An 18,780-nucleotide genomic window follows, 5' to 3' on the forward strand; every position below is an offset into this window, starting at 1 on the left:
CTCAGGCTCCCTGGTGGTAGGCGGGTTGATGGGGGGCGGGCCAGACACGCTGCAAGAGCCGGGTGATGTAAACGTCGATATAGAGCCCGTTGTAGAGATGCATGTACAGGGTGTCGCGCAAGTTCGAACGCGCGCCCTTGATGAACTGTTGCATCACCAGCAGTCCGACAAACGCGGCGATGGTCAGCGGCACCAGTCCGGACGGTAAGGCGCTCGCCGTGTCGCGCAGCGGCGGCAGGCTGCCAGCCAGGGCGTGATCAAACAACTGGTGCAGGGCGAAGTAGGCGCCGCACAACAGGGCACTGAGAGCGACGGCACGCCGCAGGGCGGCCCCGTTGCCGAACAGGGTCGCCGTCTGCAGCATGAGCTGGCTCACCGCGATGGCGACGATGGCGCCGGCAGCGATCAGGGCGGGCTGCTGTTCCCAGGGCATGCCGAACGCGGCACCCAAGACCACCGCCAAGATGCCCGCGATGACCAGCCCGAGGAGCAGTTGCACCGGCTGGAAGGCCTTTGGCGCGTAGCGGATGATCGGCGCACGGAAGGCATCGACGCCGCTGCCGGAGGCGAGGAAGGCATGCGCCTTGTACAACGAGTGCGCAACGAGGTGCAGCATGGCCAGGCTGAACAGGCCGAGACCGCACTCCAGCAGCATGAAGCCCATCTGGGCCGTGGTGGACCAGGCGAGCGACACCTTGATGCTGGTCTGCGTCAGCATCACCAGCGAGGCCAGCGTCAAGGTCACCAGCCCGATGGTCGCCAGCGCGGCCAGCGCCGTTGCGGAGTGCGACACGATCGGGCTCATGCGGATGATGAGGAAGGCGCCGGCATTGACGATGCCCGCATGCAGCAGGGCGGACACCGGCGTGGGCGCCTCCATCACCTGAATCAGCCAGCCGTGGAAGGGGAACTGAGCCGACTTGAGCGCAGCGCTCAGCACCACCAGCAGACTGGCGACCTGCAGCCCCGCTGACAGCGGGCCGTCCATGGTGGCCATGTGTTCGAAGATCTCATTGAACTCCAGGGTGTGCAGCGACGAGCCGATCAGTAACACCGCCAGCAGCAGGGTTGCATCCCCGATGCGGCTGGCGATGAACTTCTTGTGCGCCGCCAGCACGGCGGCAGAGCGCTCGCGATAGAACATCAGCAGCTGATGCAGGCACAGGCTGGTGGCGATCCACGCCAGCGCGAACATCAGCAAGTTGCCGGACACGATCAGCGTCAGGATCGACGCCAGCGTCAGTGTCAGCCACTTGTGGAAACGGCCCTGGTTCGGATCGCCGTCGAGATAGTTGCGCGCGTAGCGCGACACGATGGCACCGACGAATGACACCAACAGCAGCATGATCACGGTGACGCTGTTGAGGTAGGTGCCGATGGTAAAGGCGCCGATGTCGCCGGGCAGGGGGATGGAGAACAGTGTCCATGCCTGGGTCGTGCCGTCGAACAGGTATATGACCGCCGCCGCCAGGGTGCCGGTAAACGCCAGCCAGGCGGCACCTCCGTTCAGCCGCGCCATCAGGTGCGGGCGGGTATTTGCCAGGCTTGCCGGCGTGAGGCCAACCAGCCAAAGCAACACGGGTGCAAACAAGATCAGGACTGGGATGGGCAAGCTCAGTGTCGGTAGCATGGCCGGACTTCTCCTGGGTTGATGAGCGGGATGTCGTCTGGACGTCTTACCCTGGAGTCTAGGGAATCGTTGACAAAAAAAATAATGAATCGTTATCATGAAAATGATAGCCTTTAGGTAATACATTACCTGAGGGCCGTCTGATGATGCATGTCAGCCTGCGCCAGCTGCGGACCTTCGAGGCCGTGGCGCGACTGAAGGGTTTTTCCCGCGCGGCGGAGGAACTTCACGTCACGCAACCGACGGTGTCGAAGCAGATTCGCCTGTTGCATGGGGAGGTGGGGTTGCCCTTGCTGGAGCAGATCGGCAAGAAAGTCTTTCTGACCGAGGCCGGGGAGCAGCTCTACGCCACCTGCGCCGACTGGTTGGAGACCTGGGGGCGCTTTGAACAGACCGTCGCCGACCTCAAGGGCGTGAAACAGGGCCGGCTGAGAATCGCGGCGGTGACAACCACGAAATACTTCATGCCGCGGCTCCTGGGTCCCTTCTGTGCGCAGTATCCGGGCATCGACATCGCACTGGAGGTGATCAACCGCGACCGCCTGCTGGAACGTCTTGCGCGCAACCAGGACGATCTATACGTCATGGGTGTACCGCCGGAGCGGCTGGATATCGAGCGTGAGCCCTTTATGGAGAATCCGCTGGTGCTGCTGGCGCCCGCGTCTCACGCGATGGCGCACCGCAAGCACATTCCGTTTTCGGATCTGGCGAATGAACCCTTCATCGTGCGCGAACGCGGCTCCGGCACGCGGCTCACCATCGAACGTGTGTTTCAGGAACAGAAGATACCCCTGAAAATAAGAATGGAATTGGGTAGCAATGAAGCGATCAAGCAGGCCGTCGCCGGCGGACTGGGCTTGGCGCTATTGTCCCAGAGCACGCTGAGTCTCGACCCGAGTCAAAAGGACGTCACCATCCTCGATGTCGAGGGGTTTCCGATCAAACGCTCCTGGTACCTGGTGCGGCCGCGCGACAAGCAGCTATCGGTGGTTGCAAAGGCGTTTCTCGATTTTCTGCGCGCTCACGTGCAACTGCTTGCGCCACGGCGCTGAGGCTGACACGACCGGAAGGATGATCAAGGCCGAAGGCTTGGATCTGAGGCGGCACCGCTCCCACAAGGCCCCGACACCGGGTCCGCGTGGATGACAAGCGTTGCTGGGGCGCTCATCACTGCATCAGATCCACCATGATACCACGGGCGGCCAGCGCCTCGCGACGCGCGGCGAGGTAACGCTGAAAGCTCGGCTGAGCGATGTAGGCGCCGGTCGCCACATAGTCGAGGGCGCCGTGAATGTGGAATGACTTCAGGTATCCCTCGACACGAAAGACCTCGCGACCCGCGGCATCGAAAAAGACCAGGCTTGGGGTGTACTTGATACCCAATTCCGCGGCCCAGTCACGTGCCGTCAACTCACGTCCGTCCGGGGTCTGTACCGGTGCTTTTGAATAGGCATCAAGGATTGCGCCGTCGAAGCCGCTCAACGAGTAGGCGACTGCCTCCTTGCGCAAGGTGATCTGATGCAACTCATCGCACTCCTTGCAGACCGGCTGCTCGAACATCACCACCAGCGGGCGGGAGGAGGTATCCCGGTTGTGCGCCAAGCGGAGCGGATGCGGCAGAAATCCACCCTCGTCGTGCAGCTGACCCGTCGCCGCCGTGGGCGCCCGCCCGGCGAGGAAGTCCGCGAAACCCTTCCCCATCTGTTCCTGCCGCTCCGCGGCATAGGCCAGGGCCGCCGCAAACTGATGCGGCGGAAAATAGCCGTCGATGCGCAAGATCACCTGACCGCCCTCATCCAAAAACAATAGGGTCGGGGTAAACTGAACCTTGAGACCAGCACCGAACTGCTTCTCGGTCGTCGGCTCCCCCGAAAAACCGGTGACTTCCCGATCACCCCACAGATTGATCGCGACCAGATCGAAGCGCTGACGCGCCAGCGCCTCCGTGGTCCTGTCGCCGAATCCCTCGCGCAACAACTTGGCGCAGTAGGGACAGCCGTCTTGATAGAAATAGAGGATGACACGCTTGCCGGCCGCGGCGGCCTCGGCCACGTCCTCGCGAATGTCGAGAAATGAATTCTTGAACCAGTCGGGCCGCTCCTGCTCGCTCGGGATCAAGGGCACCGAATCGGCAGACCCGGACCGCGCTGGGGCCGCCGCGGCGGATGGAGCCAGCGTCAAAGACTGGCCTAAGAGCAGCGTCACCAGGAAGACAATGAACCGGAACATGACACTCTCCAACGGAAAAGCCTGCATCGATCAGCGCCGGGAACCTACCCGACTTATAGTTGAGAACAGTCGTGAACGCAACGGCACCAGTCATCCTGGACGCGGCGCGGCCAGTCGAGGTCGCGCCACGGACTCACACAGCACAACACGAAACGCAATGCACGCCGTTCTTCTTGGCGCATTCTAAGGGATACCGCAGCACCAAACCGACATCACTCGGACACAAAACAGTCAATTTCATCTGGTACCCTTCAATCATCGCTGCAACGCGTCAGTAGTCACAGTCCAAGCGTTGCAAGGTCGATCACAACATCGCATTCGACGATGACCTTTGCCCTCACTCTAAAGAAAGGTAACCGATGAAAAAATCACTAGTCGGCGTTGCTGTTCGCCAAGTGCTCTCCGCCGCTCTCATTGCGTCGTACTCGCTCGGCGTGCTCGCCGATCCAGTTCCGAGAGAAGCGAAGCACATCATTCTTCTCATTGGCGACGGCATGAACATCGAACATGAAATTGCCGCCAGCCGTTATCTGTTCGGCAATGATTTCGACCTGTCGTTCCACAATCTGCCCTACCAGGGTAACCAGTCGACCTGGGACGTCAGTACCTATAAATACTGGTCCGGCGGGACCTACGACCCAAGAGCCATTGCACCCACCCTCGGATATGATCCGGCGCAGGGCGGCAAAGCCCCCTATCCGCTGAGACCCGAACGGCCCGGCGCCGAGGCCTACCTCAAAGCCAAGGCGACCGACTCGGCCTCCGCGGCAACCGCCTGGGCCTCCGGCTACAAGACCGATGACGGCAATCTCAGTTGGCTGCCGGGAGACCCCGACACCGGCGGCAACCGCACTGGCGACGGTTCGCTCAAGACCATTGCCGAACACCTGCGCGAGCGCAAAGATTACGCCATCGGCGTCGTCAGCACAGTGCCCTTCACCCATGCCACCCCGGCCGCTTTCGTCAGCCACAACAAGAGCCGCAACAATTACGGCGCAATCGGACACGAGATCCTCACGACAGTCAAGCCCGATGTGGTCATCGGCGGCGGCCATCCTGGTTACGACGGTTCGCCGACCCATAACTACATCGCTGCTGAAGATTACGACAACCTGAAGAACGGCGTCTACGCAGACGAGTATGTGTTTGTTGAGCGCACTGCCGGGGTTGACGGCGGCTTAAGCCTGCTCACGGGAGCCCAGCAAGCCGTTGCTGAAGGCAAGAAGCTGTTCGGACTCTTCGGTAAGGAAGGGGACGGCAACTTCGAGTCGCTGAAGCCCAACGACCTGCCCGCCACGCCCACGGTGACTCAGGCGACCCGGGAGAACCCCACCTATACGGAAGCCACACTGGCGGCACTGAAAGTGCTGAGCCAGGATCCGGATGGCTTCTTCCTGATGGCAGAACAGGGCGATATCGACTGGGCCAACCACGCCAACGACTTTCAGCGGATGGTCGGTACCATTAAGGATCTGCACGATGGCGTCCAGGCCGTCATCGACTTCGTCAATCAGCCGAACGACGACATTGATTGGCGCAATACGTTGCTGATCGTGACCTCCGACCATAGCAACAATTACATGCGCAACCGCACGGTGCTGGGCGCCGGTGACCTGCCGGAGCAAACCCCGAACTGCATGGGTACGCCATGTTATCCGGGAGGTGAAGTCACCTTCGGCACCACTGGCCATACCAACGAGTTGACCCGTATTTATGCGATGGGCGCCGGCTCGCGGCGCTTTGAGTGGCATGAACTCCAGTGGTACCCCGGAACCCGTATCCTGGACAATACGCAGGTCTTCCGGGTGATGATGGAGGCCGCCGGCGTACCCCAGGTCTCGCCCCTGCGGATCCGCAAATAATTGCGTGATTTCCGGGGCGGGACGCCCCGCCCCGGATTCTCAAGCTGATTGCTGACCGCGATTTACGGGATCAGTCCGTCAGCCCGGTTGACCCGGGTGTTCAGCATCCGGCGCCGCCGGCAGTTCGACCCGGAACTCGGCCCCCGGCTCCCGATTGACTACCTCCACCCGCCCGCCCATGGCCTGCAACAGGCGCTCGACCAAAGCCAACCCGATACCGGTACCCGGAATCGCACGCCGCGCGGCGTCCTCCCCGCGATAAAAGAGTTGAAACACCTGCCGCAGCGCGGCCCGCGGCACGCCGGGTCCGAAATCGCGGACAGCCACCCGCACCCAACCCGCGCGCGGGCACACGCACCGGATCTCAACGATCTTCGGTTCGGCCTGCGCGGCGAACTTGAGCGCGTTATCCACCAGGTTAATCAGGATTTGCACAAAGGCATCCGGGTCCGCCTGGACCAACCCCGGCGCCTCACACTCCAGCACCAACGCGAACCCCGCGCGCTCCACCTGGGCGGTCACCCGCTCCAGCACCAGATCCATCAGCGTCGTGAGCGGCACAGCCGCAGGCGACACGCTGAGCGCATCCCGGTCGATTCGCGACAGGGTGAGCACATTGGCGATCAGTCGGGACAGCCGCTCACTCTCTTCCTGGATGTAGCGGTAATAGACCTGCCGACGGTCCGCGTCCGCGAAGCCGGTCCGCAGCAACTCCGCATAGAGCCGGATCGACGTCAACGGGGTCTTGAGTTCGTGGCTCACGGCGGAGACGAACGCCTGCTGCTGACGAACCAAGCCGATCTGCTGCTGGCCCAGCCGATCCATGAACCAGGTTCCGGCCACCAGCACCAGGGTCAGCAAACCGGCCACCCAGCCGATCACCGCCGCACCCGGCGGCACCGGCAGGCGGCCGACACTGAAGATCAACTCCAATCCGCCGAAGGGTTCGCGCGGCCGGGTCCGATAAAGCAGCGCACCGGACAGCTCGCGAACGCTGGAGATAGACCCCCGCTCCTGCCGGGCGCGAAAGGCGGCGAGGACCTCATCGCGAAAGGCAACGATCAGATCGGTGGTCAACGCCAGTCCGGTCGCCTGGAAAGGCTCACCCATGAGGCCGGCCAGGAACGGCCCCTGCTCGATGAGCAACCCCTGGATGATCCGCGCACCGCCCTGATGCACGGCGCGAAAGAGCACGAAGTGCCCGCTGCCGAGCAGCCCCAGCGTCAGCGGTTCCACGGTGCTGGCGAAGAGCCTGACGGTTGACGCCGCACCCACGTCGCTGCGTTGGGCGGCCAGGTCCGCAGCGGCTGGCGCATCTTGCACTCCCTCCCGCCGTGGTGCGTTGACGGCAGCCGCGGCCGACGAGCGTTCGCGCGACGCCGCATCCGCACGCGGCGCCGGCTCGCCCGCCGTGCGGGCCGGGGCGGCCCGTTTCGCCAGGGCAGCGTCCAGCGCAAGCGCTTCCACCGGCCCGAGGCCTTGAACGGCGGGGGCCGACGGCGCCACCCCGTCATCGGCCTCGATCTTGGCCTTGTCCGTGGCGGACCTGCGGTTCGCATATCGGGACTCGCCCAACGCATCGAAGGCCTGTTGGGAGAGCCGCTCACGCGCTGCGGCGACCTTCGCCGGCGCGGGGGACAGCGCCGCCTGCTCCGGGTTCTGCACCTGAACCGGAACACGCCCTCGTTCGACCAGGCGATTGCCGATCAGCACCCCTTCGATCCGCGCCGCCGCCGCCTGGCGCCGCGCGAGTTCCGCGGGGTCGATTCCATAGCGCGTCGGCGCGCTCGCACCCTCCGGCACCAGCGGCGTGCTGAAGTCGCCCTGCTCGCCCACCTGAAACCAGCCAATCAGACCGGGAATATCGGCTTGGATCGGGAGTTGCGCGAGCGGTGAGCGCTGCACACCCGGGCGCTCCGGGTCACCGGTCATAAACCCATAGTCCGTGACCGGCCGCGCATCCTCGGCCCGGGCGATCTCGCCTAAACGCTGGTCCACCCGCGCCGCCAGTTCAGCGGCGGCGACCTGCTGTTGCCTGAAGGACTCCCATTTGAGCTGATCATAGGCTTTGTAGACCAGCACGGCGCTGGGCAGGGCCAGGGCGAGGAAAAAGAGCCCGAGCCAGAGGCGCAAGCGCAGGCGCTGCCGGTCGAAGCCCTGACCCCTCATCCGCGCAGCACCATCATGACGCCTCCCCATCCGATCCAACCAGCAGCCGGTACCCGACCCCCCGCACCGTAAGGAGGACCCGGGGATCCGCCGGGTCCGTCTCAAGCTTGCGGCGCAGCTTGGCGATATGAATGTCCACCGTGCGGGTCTCGATTCCGCAGCCACGCGAGTAGCCCCAAACCTTGGTCAACAATTCATCGCGTGACACCGGGCGCTCGCCATGGGCGGCCAGATACTGGATGATTGCCACCTCCCGACGGGTAAAAGGAATCTGCACCGCACCACGGCACCCGACCAGATTGGCCGTATCCAGCGTCAGGTCACCCAACCGCAGACTTGGCGCCCCGGCTAACGCACCCTGACTGCGCCGCAGCACCGCCTGCACCCGCAGCACCAATTCAGTGATCGAGAACGGCTTGGCGACATAGTCATCCGCGCCGAGCTTGAGCCCGCGAATGATGTCCTCGTCCGCCCCGCGGGCCGTCAGTATGATAATGGGCTGAGCGCGATCCACCGCCCGTACCCGGTCGCAAATGGCGAAGCCGTCCAGTCCGGGCAACATCAGATCCAGCAAGATCAGGTCGAAGGTCCCCGAGAGCGCCAGAGTGAGCCCGGTGGGTCCATCCGCGGCGGACTCGACCGCGAACCCGTGAAAGACGAACAAGTCGGTCAGACCGACCCGGATCGGCTCTTCGTCCTCAATGATCAACAGGCGCTGGCGTTTCGACATGGGCAGATCATGAGCGATGCGTGATGAGTGATGTAACGATGCAAGAACACGTTATACCCAATCGTTTTCGTTGTCGTTGTCGTTGTCGTTGTCGTAATCGAGTTTACGATACCCGCGAGGATTCTATCGCAGCGCGTCGTTTCGCTGTCCGAGCGTTGCAAGCAGCGCAACGATGCGTGGGGCCCAGGCGTGGCAAACGCAGCCTTTCAAACGGTTGGCGGCCTTGTAGGCGCAAGCGAAGTCGCGAGTCGAATCCCGATCGACAGCGGACTGCTCATGCCCACATAGCATCGCTACTCCGATTACGACAACGACAACGACAACGACCGGAACGCACCCACCCCGCGACCGAGACGATGATCAAGGTCCGCAAACCACCGTTTAAGCATCGGCCGCCAGTCGTCTTCTTTCCGTAAACTGCTTGTAAAACCCTTGCCTTCGGTTTTACACCGTCATGCCTGACCGAGCCGCCCGCCCCGCTCTAGACTGCAATCAGACCGAATGCAGATCCCCTGGAGGTGACGACATGGCACTCATGACCCGGCTGGCGCGTCTGGTACGCGCCGATCTCAACGCCATCCTCGACCGGCTGGAGGCACCCGAGTTGGTGCTCGCCCAATCCGTGCGGGAGATGGAACAGGCGCTCGACCAAGAGCGGCGCACCCTGGCCGGAATGGACCGGGAACTCGAACGGCTCGCGCGGCGCGACCAGGCGCTCGCCGAGGAAGAGACCCGCACCATGGACGCCCTGGCCGAGGGCCTGGCCGAGGGCCGTGAAGCCCTGGCTCGCCCGCTGATCCGCCGCCGACTGGAGTCAGGCCGTCGCCGCACCGCCATCCAGAGACAGCGCGTCGAACGCACCGCCGAGCGGGATCGACTGGCACAACGGCTCGCGGCCCACGCCAGTCGCTTGGACGACCTGCGCGCCCGCGCCGATCGCTGGCTGGCGGACACCGGCCCGACCGGGGACGAGCGATCACCGAACTGGGAGCTGGACCCGGTGCAGTCGGACGCGGACACCGGCATCTCGGACGCGGAGGTCGAACTGGAACTGCTGCGGCTGCGCCGCCGGGAGGTGACCCCATGAACCGCCCGACCTTCCTCGAAGGCGCACTGGTTGCACTCATCGCCGCCTTCGCCGCCGCGGTATTCTCCAGCGGCCTGGGTCTGTTCGTCCCGACCCGCGAAGCCCTGGCCCTGACCATCACCGCCCTGGGTCTGGGCTACCTGCTCTACCTGCTCGCCCGCAGTGGCGAGCGCGCCGGCCGGGTGGTCATCCTGCTCGCCTGGGTGCCGGTCACCGCCGCCGCGCTGGCGCTGGCCCCTGGTATCTGGCCACAGGTCCTGATGCAACTCGGGCTGGTATGGCTGGTCCGCGTCTGGTGCTTTCAGGGGACCCCGACCGCCGCACTGCTCGACCTGGGCCTGATCCTGACCGGTGCCGTCGTCGCCCTCTGGGCCGGCAGTCACAGCGGCAGCCTGTTCTTGACGGTCTGGAGTCTGCTGCTGGTCCAGGCCCTGTTCGGCGCCATCCCGACCCGACCAGGGCATCCAGCCGGCAGCGGCGTTGGTCCGGCCAACGCACCGGACCCTTTCGACCTGGCGCGACGGTCGGCCGAGTGGGCCTTACGGCGGATCGCGCGGTAATGCCCACCATATGAATCAATGTCAACGGAGCCAATCATGAACACCAAGCTCATCAGTCTCGCACTCTTTGGCCTCACGGCCGCCGCCGTCACGGCGTATCCCGCCTTGACGCAGACACCACAAGCCCAGGTCGACGGTCAACACCCCGCCATCGTCCTCCCTAAACCTGAGCAGCGCCCAGTGGTTGAGGCCGTCTTCGTGCTGGACACCACCGGCAGCATGGGCGGGCTGATCCAGGCGGCTAAGGATAAGGTCTGGTCCATCGCCTCCACCCTCGCCTCCGCGCAACCGGCGCCGCAGGTGCGCATGGGCCTGGTCGCCTACCGTGATCGCGGCGACGACTATGTGACTCGGGTCATTGACCTGTCACCCGATCTGGACCAGATCCAGGCCGCGTTGTTCCAGTTCCAGGCGCAGGGTGGCGGGGACGGTCCCGAAAGCGTCAATCAGGCGCTGCATGAGGCCGTCACGCGGATCGGTTGGAGCCGGGACCCGGCCGTCTATCGGGTGGTCTTCCTGGTCGGCGACGCCCCGCCCCATCAGGATTACCCCAACGATGTCCCCTATACCCAAACCCTGGCGGAAGCCGGCCGCCGCGGCATCCGCGTCAACACGATCCAGTGCGGCCAACAATCGGACACCCGCGGCGAATGGCAGCGCATCGCTCAACTTGGCAACGGCGGTTACTTTCAGGTCGATCAGGCCGGCAGTGCCGTCGCCATCGCCACACCCTATGATGCTCCGCTGGCCAAGCTGTCGGCCGAGTTGGACGGCACGCGACTCTATTACGGCAGCGCCGCCGAACGCTCCAAACGCAACGAGAAAGTCGACGCGGCCAAGGCCGTTCAGGCGGCCTCCGCGCCTGCCGTGCTGGCCCGGCGTGCCGAGTTTGTCGCATCTGAGAGCGGCGCCTCCAGCCTGCTTGGCGACCAGGAACTGGTGGAGGCCGTGACCAGCGGCCGCGTGGACCTGGACACACTGCAACCGGAACAACTGCCCCAGCCACTCGCCGAGTTGAACAGCGATGCCCGGGCGCGGCTGGTCAAAGAGACGGCGCAGCGGCGAGACGCCTTGCGCACCCAGATCCAGGACATCTCGGCCAAACGCGCCGCCTACCTCAAGCAAGAGGTGCAAGCCGCCGGCGGCGCCGAGGACTCCCTGGATCACCAGGTCTGGAACGCGGTGCGCAAACAGGGGGCTGATGCTGGCCTGAGTTATGGCGCTGGCGGGCCAAAATATTGAAAATAGCCAACGATTACCCCCCACCCTCAACCACCGGGAGCGAACCGGATGTTTCGAGCCTATTTCGGCGGCCTGCGAACCGGCCGCCTCGGCCGCCTGCCCTTCCTGGGGTTTCTGCTCTTGCTCTCCGTCCTGTTCGTCCTGTATGGACTCGGGATTGCCTTCGGTGTTGGCCTGGCCGAACAGCTGATCCGCATGGACCTATCGGCCGCTCCGGGCGATCTGCTGGAACAGATCGACGTGACGGCACTGGCCCTGCTGGGGCCGCTGTTCCTTGTCTTCGGCTTTGCGAAGGCGAATCTGCTCGCCAAGCGGATCCGCGACATGGGCCTGCCGGGTTGGTGGACACTGCTGGTGATCGCTCTGGCCGCCGCCGGACTGGGTTCCGCCATGCACGCGAGCGACGTGCCCCTGCGCGAGAGCTACCCGATTCATGCAGTGATCAGCGGCCTCCTTTCCCTCGGCCTGCTGCTGATTCCCAGCGGGCTGTTCCACCCCCGGCCCCACGCCACGGGCCCTTCCCAGCCCTGTTGACACCGATATGTGGTTTCCGACTGTTCTTCTCGGTAGAGAAGTCTTTTTTTTCGGTCAACCAAAAAAAGAGGAGTCACCACTATGAAAACCCCAGCCATGATGCATACTTGAAAGGTCTGGCTACGCTGTCAGCGCAAGCAGCAGAGCATTGCCTATAATTAATATTCGGCAACGGACCGGATATTCCTGATGCTGCGGCGGGTCAAATGAAGTGACCGAGAGTCGGTTCTGTTCTGATGACCTTTCACAATCGGAGCGGGAGTGTCAGTAGATGAGCAACTCCTCGATTCCTCTCAGCAAAGAGATCGGCGAGCGTCTCCGCGACGCGCGACGTTCCGCCAAACTATCCCTCGGTGACCTGTCCGAGCGTACCGAGTGGCGGCTCTCCAAGTCGCGAATCAGCAACTACGAGCAGGGCATCCGACGGATGGGCGTCGAAGAGGCGCGGGAATTGGCCGCCGCCTTGGGGACTGTGACGCCCGCGTGGCTGTTATGCGTCGAGAACCCGATGGACCTCGGCGCCGACGAGATGGATCTCATCACGCGCTACCGCGCGACCGATGCCCGCGGCCGCGCGTTGCTGATCGGCATGGTCAGCATGTTGTCGGCGACGGGTGACGGATCTGTGTCAGCGGGTTCCGCGGCCTGATGTAGGGGCGGGTTTTAAGGTGATTTCCGGGAAAGATTCTACCAACAGGTAGGAGCGACATGTAGGTGCGACTTCAGTCGCACCTACACTGACCGGTATCCAAATTGTCGGAAATCACCTAAACCCGCCCCTACACGAGTATCTGTTCGGATATCAGGTTCGAAGGCTATATGCCCATTGGATGTACCAGGAGCGCCGAGTGGTCACCGCGACTAGGTAACCGGCGCCCGAGGTAGGGAATCCATTCCATAGCCGCCTGGAGCGTCCCGCGCCGCGCGCAGTCAATCGGCATCGAAAATAATCTTCAACATACTGATCGTCAATCTCTATTTATTTTCCGACAGGCTTGCTAAATTATGGCACGTTGTATGCTGTCTTAGGACTAAGCGAGCAAGCCGGCAAGACGCCGCACCGTCAGAACCCATGGCCCCCAGGCCATCACGGGAAACGCGTTTTCATACCGGACATACACTCTCGCCACAGCCGCACATCTTGTGCAGTCTTTCCGAATTACAGAGCATACAGACATGGCAAAAGTCGCTAACTCCACTGACTCCTCCAGCCTGGCCGAAGTCGTCGACCGCATCCTGGACAAGGGCATCGTCATCGACGCGTGGATCAAGGTCTCGCTGGTCGGGATCGAGTTGCTCGCCATCGAAGCCCGTATCGTCATCGCGTCGGTCGAAACCTACCTGAAGTATGCCGAGGCCATCGGCCTCACCGCCCCGGCTGCCGCCCCGGCCTGATCGCGCTACGCACCCGCTGGGGATGTCCGCGTCGATGCCGCAAGCGCATCGACGCCAAGCGGCATCCCCCGACAGTTTAAGACCCCCACCGCCAAGACCGACCCTCGACATCCCCGCAGCGGGTGTCATTGCGACCCGCACAGGATGACCAGAAGCAGCAGGTTTCTGATCACTCCAAGCAACGCATCAAGGCCGCCGTCAACCAATCGAATCCCACGCGCTCCTGTTCCAACCGCAGGTTTTGGCGAATGCGGTTGTCCCGCAGTTCATTGAATAAGACCGCTTCCGCAGCGGTGAGCCGGGGCAGGTTGTGCATGACCTGGTCAGCCTCCTCGCCCCACAGGGCTTCGTGCGCCATCAGTGTCGGGCGATCCATCAGGAAGGACACCACCCGAGGGAAACGACCGCGCAACTGATCGAGGATCGCGAAACCATGGGTGTCGATGTCACCCCAGTAGTGGATGGCGCAGCGCGTCGGCCACTCGGCTTTCGCCAGTACGTCCCATCCGTAGCCGGCACCGAAGACCACCAGGGCGTCCGCGGCGGGCGGGAAGGCCAGAAAATTGGTCTCGTTTTCGGTGATGAACAGGCGCCGCACCGGCACCTCCAGTCGGACGAAACTCGCCGCGTCGAGCGTCACATCCGGTAAGTCCGGGCCTGGCAGCAGGGAGAGCCGCGCATCGAGCACGCGAAAGCGGATCCGGCTCGGCTTGTCGAGAAAACCATAACGCGCGGCGAACTGACCGACGCCGCTGCGATCGGCGGCGATGGCCCCCGCCGGCAACGCCAGGTCGAACAACTCGGCGAGGATCCCGCGGTGCGCCTCGATAAACTTGCTATGGACACCCGGGATGTCCACTTGCCGCAGGTAGATGCCGGGACGGGGGTGTGCGGCCAGCCAGTCCACCACGGCGAGCAGACGCGGCCACTGCGGTGCCAACTCGATGGCCTGCAAGGGCCGCTTGCCGACCCATTCGAGCAAGGCGGGCTGGCGTGCACGGGTGAGCACCAACAGCTCGGCGAAGCGTTCGGCCTCCCGTCGCTTGCCGATCAGCCCGAGTGCGTCATCGCGTGTGTCGACCCAGATCGACTGGGGGAGGCGCTGTGACCCCAGCACCCGATGATTGACCTCACGCCACAGGACCCGCCACTGCGCGACGGCGACCAGTTCGGCAATCCAGGCACGGACGGACTCGAATTGCTCGGCCAGCTCGGTTGAGCCGGGTCCCTTCAGTGTCAGACGCAGCGGGAAGCGCGGCTCGCCCGTGACCAGTGGACGCAGCAGTTCGCCACGCTCCCACAGCCGGCGCAGTTGCGCCTTCAGATCGCTGGCCGTCGTCCAGTTCATACCCTGAGTTCGGCCTTGCGCGCCCGGTATTCCTCGATGGACAGGTTACGCAGCTTGGAGGAACGGCCGCCCTCGTTGTGGACAAAGCCAACGCTTGCGACATAGGGCTCGATGATGTGGATCTTCTGCAGCGGGGTGACGATCAGCAGTTGCAGATTGAGCTGCTTGAAGAGTTGGAGCCCGTACTGGGTCGACTCGTCCGAACCCCGACCGAAGGCTTCGTCGATGACCACGAAACGGAATGAGCGCGAACGCACCGCCCCCCATTCCAGTCCGAATTGATAGGCGAGACTGGCCGCGAGGATGGTATACGCGAGCTTTTCCTTCTGGCCGCCGGACTTGCCGCCGGAGTCCGAATAGTGCTCATACTCAGCCCCGTCCTCGCGCCAGCGCTCGCTGGCGGCGAACAGAAACCAGTTGCGCACATCGGTCACCTTGGCGGTCCAGCGCCGGTCCTGATCCGAGGTCCCATCGCGGCCCCGGAAGCGGTCGATGATGGCCTTGACCTGCATGAACTTGGCCTCCGAGTACTGCGCGTCCTCAGAACCGGTCAGCGCCCCCTCGGTGCAGGCGCGCAGATCGCCCTGAAAGTCCCGGATCTCGGTATCGGGGCTGATCTGGGATTCCAGCACGATGTAGCGCCCCGGGTTGTAGTCGATCTGGGTAAGTGATTCGTTGATGCGGGCCAGGCGCTCGCGGATGGTCTCGCGCTCGCGGGCGAGTTGCGCGTTGAAGTTGGCGATCTCGTTGATCGTGTTGACGTTCAGGAGTTCCTTGAAGCGCAGCTCGAAACGCGGCAGATCGTCCCGACCCAACTGATCCAGGAGCTTGCGATACTCGAATGCGGCCTCGAGGCTCGCATCGAACTCGGCGGTCTCGAGCCGGTAGGCGTCCTTGAAGGCCGACATCGCCTTGATGATCCGCTCGGCGAGCCGGGCGATCCCGCGGGCCTCGGTGTCCATCCGCTGCTGAAGACTGTCACGCAGCTCACGCTCGCGGTTGTCGCAGGACTCAATCGTGAGTTGATGCTCGCCCAAGACCTGCGCACGCAGGGCGTCCAGCCGGGAGCGCAGCGCCTCGTCGATCCCGCTGACCAGGGCGGCGGTCTGCAGGCGCAACGCCGCGGCGGTCTCTTGCCTGGTCTCGACGCCGCCCAGGTCCTTGTCCAGGGCCGACAAGGCCAGCTCGCTCGCACTCAAGGCCGATTGGGCCGCGGCAAGCTGGGCCGCGAGTTCGCGCAGTCGGTCGCTGGCCGCCTCCAGCCGCGCCCGCTCGTCCTGCAGACGCGCGATGGTGGCCGCACAGCTCGGCCAGTCCAGGTCACGAAAGGAGTCGAACTCATGCAGCGCCGCCAGGGTCTCGATGCTCCGACGCAACTGCGACTGCTCAGCCTGCGCCTTGGCGATGGACGACCCGATCCCGCCCAGCCGGGTCTCGAGCGCCCGCCGCTGCACCTCCAGTGCGGCGATCTTGGCCGCATTGCTCCAACCCAGCACATAGCGGCCGCGGTCATCGAGCCGGTGGCGATCATCCTTCTCGTGGCGTTCCCCCGGCGCCTTGACCTGGCCGCTGCGCGTCAGGGCGCGGGTCTCGCGGCGAAACTGTTCCGGTGTGGCGCAACAGGCATAGTCGAAACGGCGCGCGAGTTCCGGCTCAAGCCAATCGTAGAAGACCGAATCGGGCCGAATGGCGAGCCGGCGCACCAGTGAATCCGGATGCAATGACGGCCCCTCGGCCGCCCTGCCGGAGCGCACGCGGAAATACACCAGGCGCCCGGCCAGATGCGTGCGGTCCACCCAGGCGGCGACCTGCGCATAGTGCGCATCCGGCACCAGCAGCGACAGGCCGAAGTTGTGCAGGACGCGTTCGATGGCGCCCTCCCAGTCATGGGCCTCCTCGCGCACCTGGAGCAACTCACCGGCGAAGGGCATCGCCGCTGCATCGAGCGCCAGTGCCGCGCAGATGGCCGTGCGCATCGCCACCTGCGACGACGGGATGTTGCTCTGCCGGGCCTTGAGGCTGGCGATCTCCTCGGTGAGCATCTGATGTTCGCGCTTGCCCTCGCGCATGGACACACCCCATTCGGTGATCTGGTTCTGCAGGTCGCTCTCCTGCTGACTCAGATCCTCGCGCCTTTGCATCCAATGCTGCCGCTGTGCCGCGAAGGCGGTCTCATCGGCAGCAGGTAACTCACCGATGGTCGCGAGCAGGTCGGCATGACGCTCGGCCCGCTGCCGGCGACGGTCACGCTCGCGCTCCTGATCGCGAATCTGAATGGCCAACTGCTCCAAACGGTCACCGCCGCTGTCCGCGACCGCGCGCTTGAGCCGATCCAACTCGGTGCGTTCCTGGTCGCGTTGTTCGGCGCGTCGTGCCTTCTGCGCCGTCAGGCGTGCCTGATCCTCGGCCAGCAGGTACAGCCGCCGGTCCAAGAGCGTGAGTTTCAATTCGGCGAAATAGGGTCGCAGGGCTTCGCGACAGGCGCGCAGGTCTTCGAGTTCGACCGCCTGGATGCGGTGGCGGTCGCAATCGGCGACCAGCGGGGTGAGCAGCTCCACCTGATGCTTGGCCTTGAGTACAGCCTCATGCGCCCGGTTGAGGTCGTCGAAGTGGGTAATGAGGGCACCGATGCGGGGGCCCACGTCGAAGGGCTCCAGCATGTGACTGCGCACAAAGTCGGTGAGGTTGCCCACCGACTTCATCGAGACGGTCTGGAGGAAGAGTTCCAGTGCCTGTTCGTTATCGATGCCGAAGCGGCGTCTGAACCAGGCGCCGTATTTGGGAAAGCTGTCCTCGAGCTCGGCGCCCAGCCGGCGCAGTTGCTTGCGCAGTTGCGCGATGTCGGTCCCGAATCGACTGAAATCCTTGGTAATCGACAGGTCGCGCTCGGCGCCGACGAAGAAGCGCGCCGGCTGACCCTGTACATCCTTCATCCAGAAGACCTGCGCCAGCGTGACCGTCTGGTCATAGCCCGCATTGTGAAAGACAGCCAGAATGACCGAATAGCTGTTGTGGTCGCGCAACGAGACCGGTTTGGCCGTCCCGGTCACCTCATTGCGCTCCGACTTGTAATGCCCGAGCACATAGGAGCGCAGGGTCCGCTCCTTGCTGTCGGCCCCGGCGGCCTTGTTGTAGGCGATGCGCTGCACCGGCACCAGCAGGGTGGTGATCGCGTCCACCAGAGTCGACTTGCCGGAGCCGATATCACCGGTCAGAAGGCAATTCCTGCCGTTCAGGTGCAGCGTCCAGCAGCGCTCGTCGAAGGTACCCCAGTTGAAGACCTCGAGCCGCTGGAGGCGAAAGCCCGCCAGGGTATCGTCCGCGACGAAATCAAAATCCAGGGTCAGCGGCTCATTCATTTTCCGTACCGTCGATGGCGCCCGTCGCTCCCGCGAGTTGGGCCTGATAGGCGGCCAACCGCGTATCGAAGTCCGCCAGCCATTGGGCATCGACAAAGGCTTTGAGAATGCGCCGCACCTCAAAGCCGGACGGGCCGCCGGCGGCCTTCAGACGGCGCACGAATCCCAACTCGATGACCTTGTTCAGGTGCGTATCGATCTGGTCGATGAGCCTCGCCTCATTGCTGCTGTCCGGCAGAAAGACCCGCACCAGTTCGACGATGTCCTCGCGGGTGAGGACGAGCCTGGTGTCACCGCCGCCGGCATCCGACTCCGCGAGCTTCTTGCGCAATAAGGCCAGCAAAAGACTGACCGGAAACGACAGGGGCCGGCGCGCGACCAGGCGGGGCAGCCGCGGGGCGGCCTCCTCCGCGTCCGGTTCGGGGCGGCTCTTGAGGAAGGCATAGCCCTCGGCCTCGTCGAGCACCAGCTCGAGGCCCAGGACCGCGACAGTGTCGCGCACCCGAGCCTGCAGGCCGAGCAGCGCGCCCCACAGGCGCTCGTCCCCTTCGCGGTAAATCACCCCCTTGAGCAGCGTGATCGCCAGCGCCGACAACTCCGCGCCGGCGGCTAGCGGTGTTGGTTCGTCCATATCC

General features: G+C 64.1%; 15 protein-coding genes. 8 read left to right on the forward strand and 7 right to left on the reverse strand.

The window, feature by feature from the left end; all coding sequences use genetic code 11:
• Window position 1: 1 nt before the first annotated feature.
• On the reverse strand, window positions 2-1,630 hold the full coding sequence (locus QZY03_RS26315; protein WP_295586266.1) for an NADH-quinone oxidoreductase subunit L: 1,629 nt from the start codon (window positions 1,628-1,630) through the stop codon (window positions 2-4).
• A 143-nt stretch (window positions 1,631-1,773) separates the two neighbouring features.
• Here QZY03_RS26315 and QZY03_RS26320 point away from each other — a divergent pair, with 143 nt between their 5' ends.
• Window positions 1,774-2,682 carry a LysR family transcriptional regulator gene (locus QZY03_RS26320; protein WP_295586269.1) on the forward strand — a complete coding sequence of 303 codons (909 nt, stop codon included), beginning with the start codon at window positions 1,774-1,776 and terminating at the stop codon, window positions 2,680-2,682.
• Window positions 2,683-2,797: 115 nt separating this feature from the next.
• On the opposite strand, the gene QZY03_RS26325 is transcribed toward QZY03_RS26320, so the two are convergent.
• The gene (locus QZY03_RS26325; RefSeq protein ID WP_295586271.1) at window positions 2,798-3,859 is read right to left on the reverse strand and encodes a thioredoxin fold domain-containing protein; all 1,062 of its coding nucleotides are present in this window, start codon (window positions 3,857-3,859) and stop codon (window positions 2,798-2,800) included.
• A 359-nt stretch (window positions 3,860-4,218) separates the two neighbouring features.
• Between QZY03_RS26325 and QZY03_RS26330 the strand changes: the two genes are divergently transcribed.
• Window positions 4,219-5,721 carry an alkaline phosphatase gene (locus tag QZY03_RS26330; RefSeq protein ID WP_295586274.1) on the forward strand — a complete coding sequence of 501 codons (1,503 nt, stop codon included), beginning with the start codon at window positions 4,219-4,221 and terminating at the stop codon, window positions 5,719-5,721.
• A gap of 78 nt (window positions 5,722-5,799) precedes the next feature.
• Here the strand turns inward: QZY03_RS26330 and QZY03_RS26335 are convergent, their stop codons facing one another.
• Together QZY03_RS26335 and QZY03_RS26340 are read right to left on the reverse strand one after the other, a co-directional pair.
• Window positions 5,800-7,890 (reverse strand): cell wall metabolism sensor histidine kinase WalK, encoded by a 2,091-nt coding sequence (locus QZY03_RS26335; RefSeq protein WP_295586277.1) that lies wholly within the window; start codon window positions 7,888-7,890, stop codon window positions 5,800-5,802.
• Between the two features lie 13 nt (window positions 7,891-7,903).
• Window positions 7,904-8,620 (reverse strand): response regulator transcription factor, encoded by a 717-nt coding sequence (locus QZY03_RS26340; protein WP_295586280.1) that lies wholly within the window; start codon window positions 8,618-8,620, stop codon window positions 7,904-7,906.
• 526 nt (window positions 8,621-9,146) lie between these two features.
• Here QZY03_RS26340 and QZY03_RS26345 point away from each other — a divergent pair.
• The 6 genes from QZY03_RS26345 (at window position 9,147) to gvpA (ending at window position 13,438) form a co-directional block, all read left to right on the forward strand.
• Window positions 9,147-9,707 carry a PspA/IM30 family protein gene (locus tag QZY03_RS26345; protein ID WP_295586282.1) on the forward strand — a complete coding sequence of 187 codons (561 nt, stop codon included), beginning with the start codon at window positions 9,147-9,149 and terminating at the stop codon, window positions 9,705-9,707.
• Window positions 9,704-10,267 carry a hypothetical protein gene (locus QZY03_RS26350; RefSeq protein WP_295586285.1) on the forward strand — a complete coding sequence of 188 codons (564 nt, stop codon included), beginning with the start codon at window positions 9,704-9,706 and terminating at the stop codon, window positions 10,265-10,267. The genes QZY03_RS26345 and QZY03_RS26350 overlap by 4 nt, the downstream gene beginning before the upstream one ends.
• Window positions 10,268-10,303: 36 nt before the next feature.
• The gene (locus tag QZY03_RS26355) at window positions 10,304-11,509 is read left to right on the forward strand and encodes a vWA domain-containing protein (RefSeq protein WP_295586287.1); all 1,206 of its coding nucleotides are present in this window, start codon (window positions 10,304-10,306) and stop codon (window positions 11,507-11,509) included.
• A gap of 48 nt (window positions 11,510-11,557) precedes the next feature.
• Window positions 11,558-12,043 (forward strand): DUF805 domain-containing protein, encoded by a 486-nt coding sequence (locus tag QZY03_RS26360; protein ID WP_295586290.1) that lies wholly within the window; start codon window positions 11,558-11,560, stop codon window positions 12,041-12,043.
• Between the two features lie 271 nt (window positions 12,044-12,314).
• The gene (locus tag QZY03_RS26365; protein ID WP_295586293.1) at window positions 12,315-12,692 is read left to right on the forward strand and encodes a helix-turn-helix transcriptional regulator; all 378 of its coding nucleotides are present in this window, start codon (window positions 12,315-12,317) and stop codon (window positions 12,690-12,692) included.
• Between the two features lie 527 nt (window positions 12,693-13,219).
• Window positions 13,220-13,438: a gas vesicle structural protein GvpA gene (gvpA, locus tag QZY03_RS26370; RefSeq protein ID WP_026199334.1), complete on the forward strand. Its 219-nt coding sequence runs from the start codon at window positions 13,220-13,222 to the stop codon at window positions 13,436-13,438.
• A 169-nt stretch (window positions 13,439-13,607) separates the two neighbouring features.
• On the opposite strand, the gene QZY03_RS26375 is transcribed toward gvpA, so the two are convergent.
• The 3 genes from QZY03_RS26375 to QZY03_RS26385 are packed head-to-tail and all read right to left on the reverse strand — an operon-like array spanning window position 13,608 to window position 18,776.
• The gene (locus QZY03_RS26375) at window positions 13,608-14,786 is read right to left on the reverse strand and encodes a DUF3322 domain-containing protein (protein WP_295586298.1); all 1,179 of its coding nucleotides are present in this window, start codon (window positions 14,784-14,786) and stop codon (window positions 13,608-13,610) included.
• On the reverse strand, window positions 14,783-18,145 hold the full coding sequence (locus tag QZY03_RS26380; protein WP_295586301.1) for an ATP-binding protein: 3,363 nt from the start codon (window positions 18,143-18,145) through the stop codon (window positions 14,783-14,785). The genes QZY03_RS26375 and QZY03_RS26380 overlap by 4 nt, the downstream gene beginning before the upstream one ends.
• Window positions 18,138-18,776 (reverse strand): DUF4194 domain-containing protein, encoded by a 639-nt coding sequence (locus tag QZY03_RS26385; RefSeq protein ID WP_295586303.1) that lies wholly within the window; start codon window positions 18,774-18,776, stop codon window positions 18,138-18,140. Before QZY03_RS26385 ends, QZY03_RS26380 begins: the two co-directional genes overlap by 8 nt.
• Window positions 18,777-18,780 lie beyond the last annotated feature (4 nt).

The sequence above is a fragment of the uncultured Lamprocystis sp. genome (assembly GCF_903933125.1).
Classification (GTDB): Bacteria; Pseudomonadota; Gammaproteobacteria; order Chromatiales; family Chromatiaceae; genus Thiodictyon.

Coding starts and splice junctions, on each gene's coding strand:
- QZY03_RS26385 (WP_295586303.1), bottom strand. CDS start 18,776: ATGGACGAACCAACACCGCTAGCCGCCGGCGCGGAGTTGTCGGCGCTG.
- QZY03_RS26375 (WP_295586298.1), bottom strand. CDS start 14,786: ATGAACTGGACGACGGCCAGCGATCTGAAGGCGCAACTGCGCCGGCTG.
- gvpA (WP_026199334.1), top strand. CDS start 13,220: ATGGCAAAAGTCGCTAACTCCACTGACTCCTCCAGCCTGGCCGAAGTC.
- QZY03_RS26345 (WP_295586282.1), top strand. CDS start 9,147: ATGGCACTCATGACCCGGCTGGCGCGTCTGGTACGCGCCGATCTCAAC.
- QZY03_RS26380 (WP_295586301.1), bottom strand. CDS start 18,145: ATGAATGAGCCGCTGACCCTGGATTTTGATTTCGTCGCGGACGATACC.
- QZY03_RS26335 (WP_295586277.1), bottom strand. CDS start 7,890: ATGAGGGGTCAGGGCTTCGACCGGCAGCGCCTGCGCTTGCGCCTCTGG.
- QZY03_RS26365 (WP_295586293.1), top strand. CDS start 12,315: ATGAGCAACTCCTCGATTCCTCTCAGCAAAGAGATCGGCGAGCGTCTC.
- QZY03_RS26340 (WP_295586280.1), bottom strand. CDS start 8,620: ATGTCGAAACGCCAGCGCCTGTTGATCATTGAGGACGAAGAGCCGATC.
- QZY03_RS26330 (WP_295586274.1), top strand. CDS start 4,219: ATGAAAAAATCACTAGTCGGCGTTGCTGTTCGCCAAGTGCTCTCCGCC.
- QZY03_RS26355 (WP_295586287.1), top strand. CDS start 10,304: ATGAACACCAAGCTCATCAGTCTCGCACTCTTTGGCCTCACGGCCGCC.
- QZY03_RS26360 (WP_295586290.1), top strand. CDS start 11,558: ATGTTTCGAGCCTATTTCGGCGGCCTGCGAACCGGCCGCCTCGGCCGC.
- QZY03_RS26315 (WP_295586266.1), bottom strand. CDS start 1,630: ATGCTACCGACACTGAGCTTGCCCATCCCAGTCCTGATCTTGTTTGCA.
- QZY03_RS26325 (WP_295586271.1), bottom strand. CDS start 3,859: ATGTTCCGGTTCATTGTCTTCCTGGTGACGCTGCTCTTAGGCCAGTCT.
- QZY03_RS26350 (WP_295586285.1), top strand. CDS start 9,704: ATGAACCGCCCGACCTTCCTCGAAGGCGCACTGGTTGCACTCATCGCC.
- QZY03_RS26320 (WP_295586269.1), top strand. CDS start 1,774: ATGATGCATGTCAGCCTGCGCCAGCTGCGGACCTTCGAGGCCGTGGCG.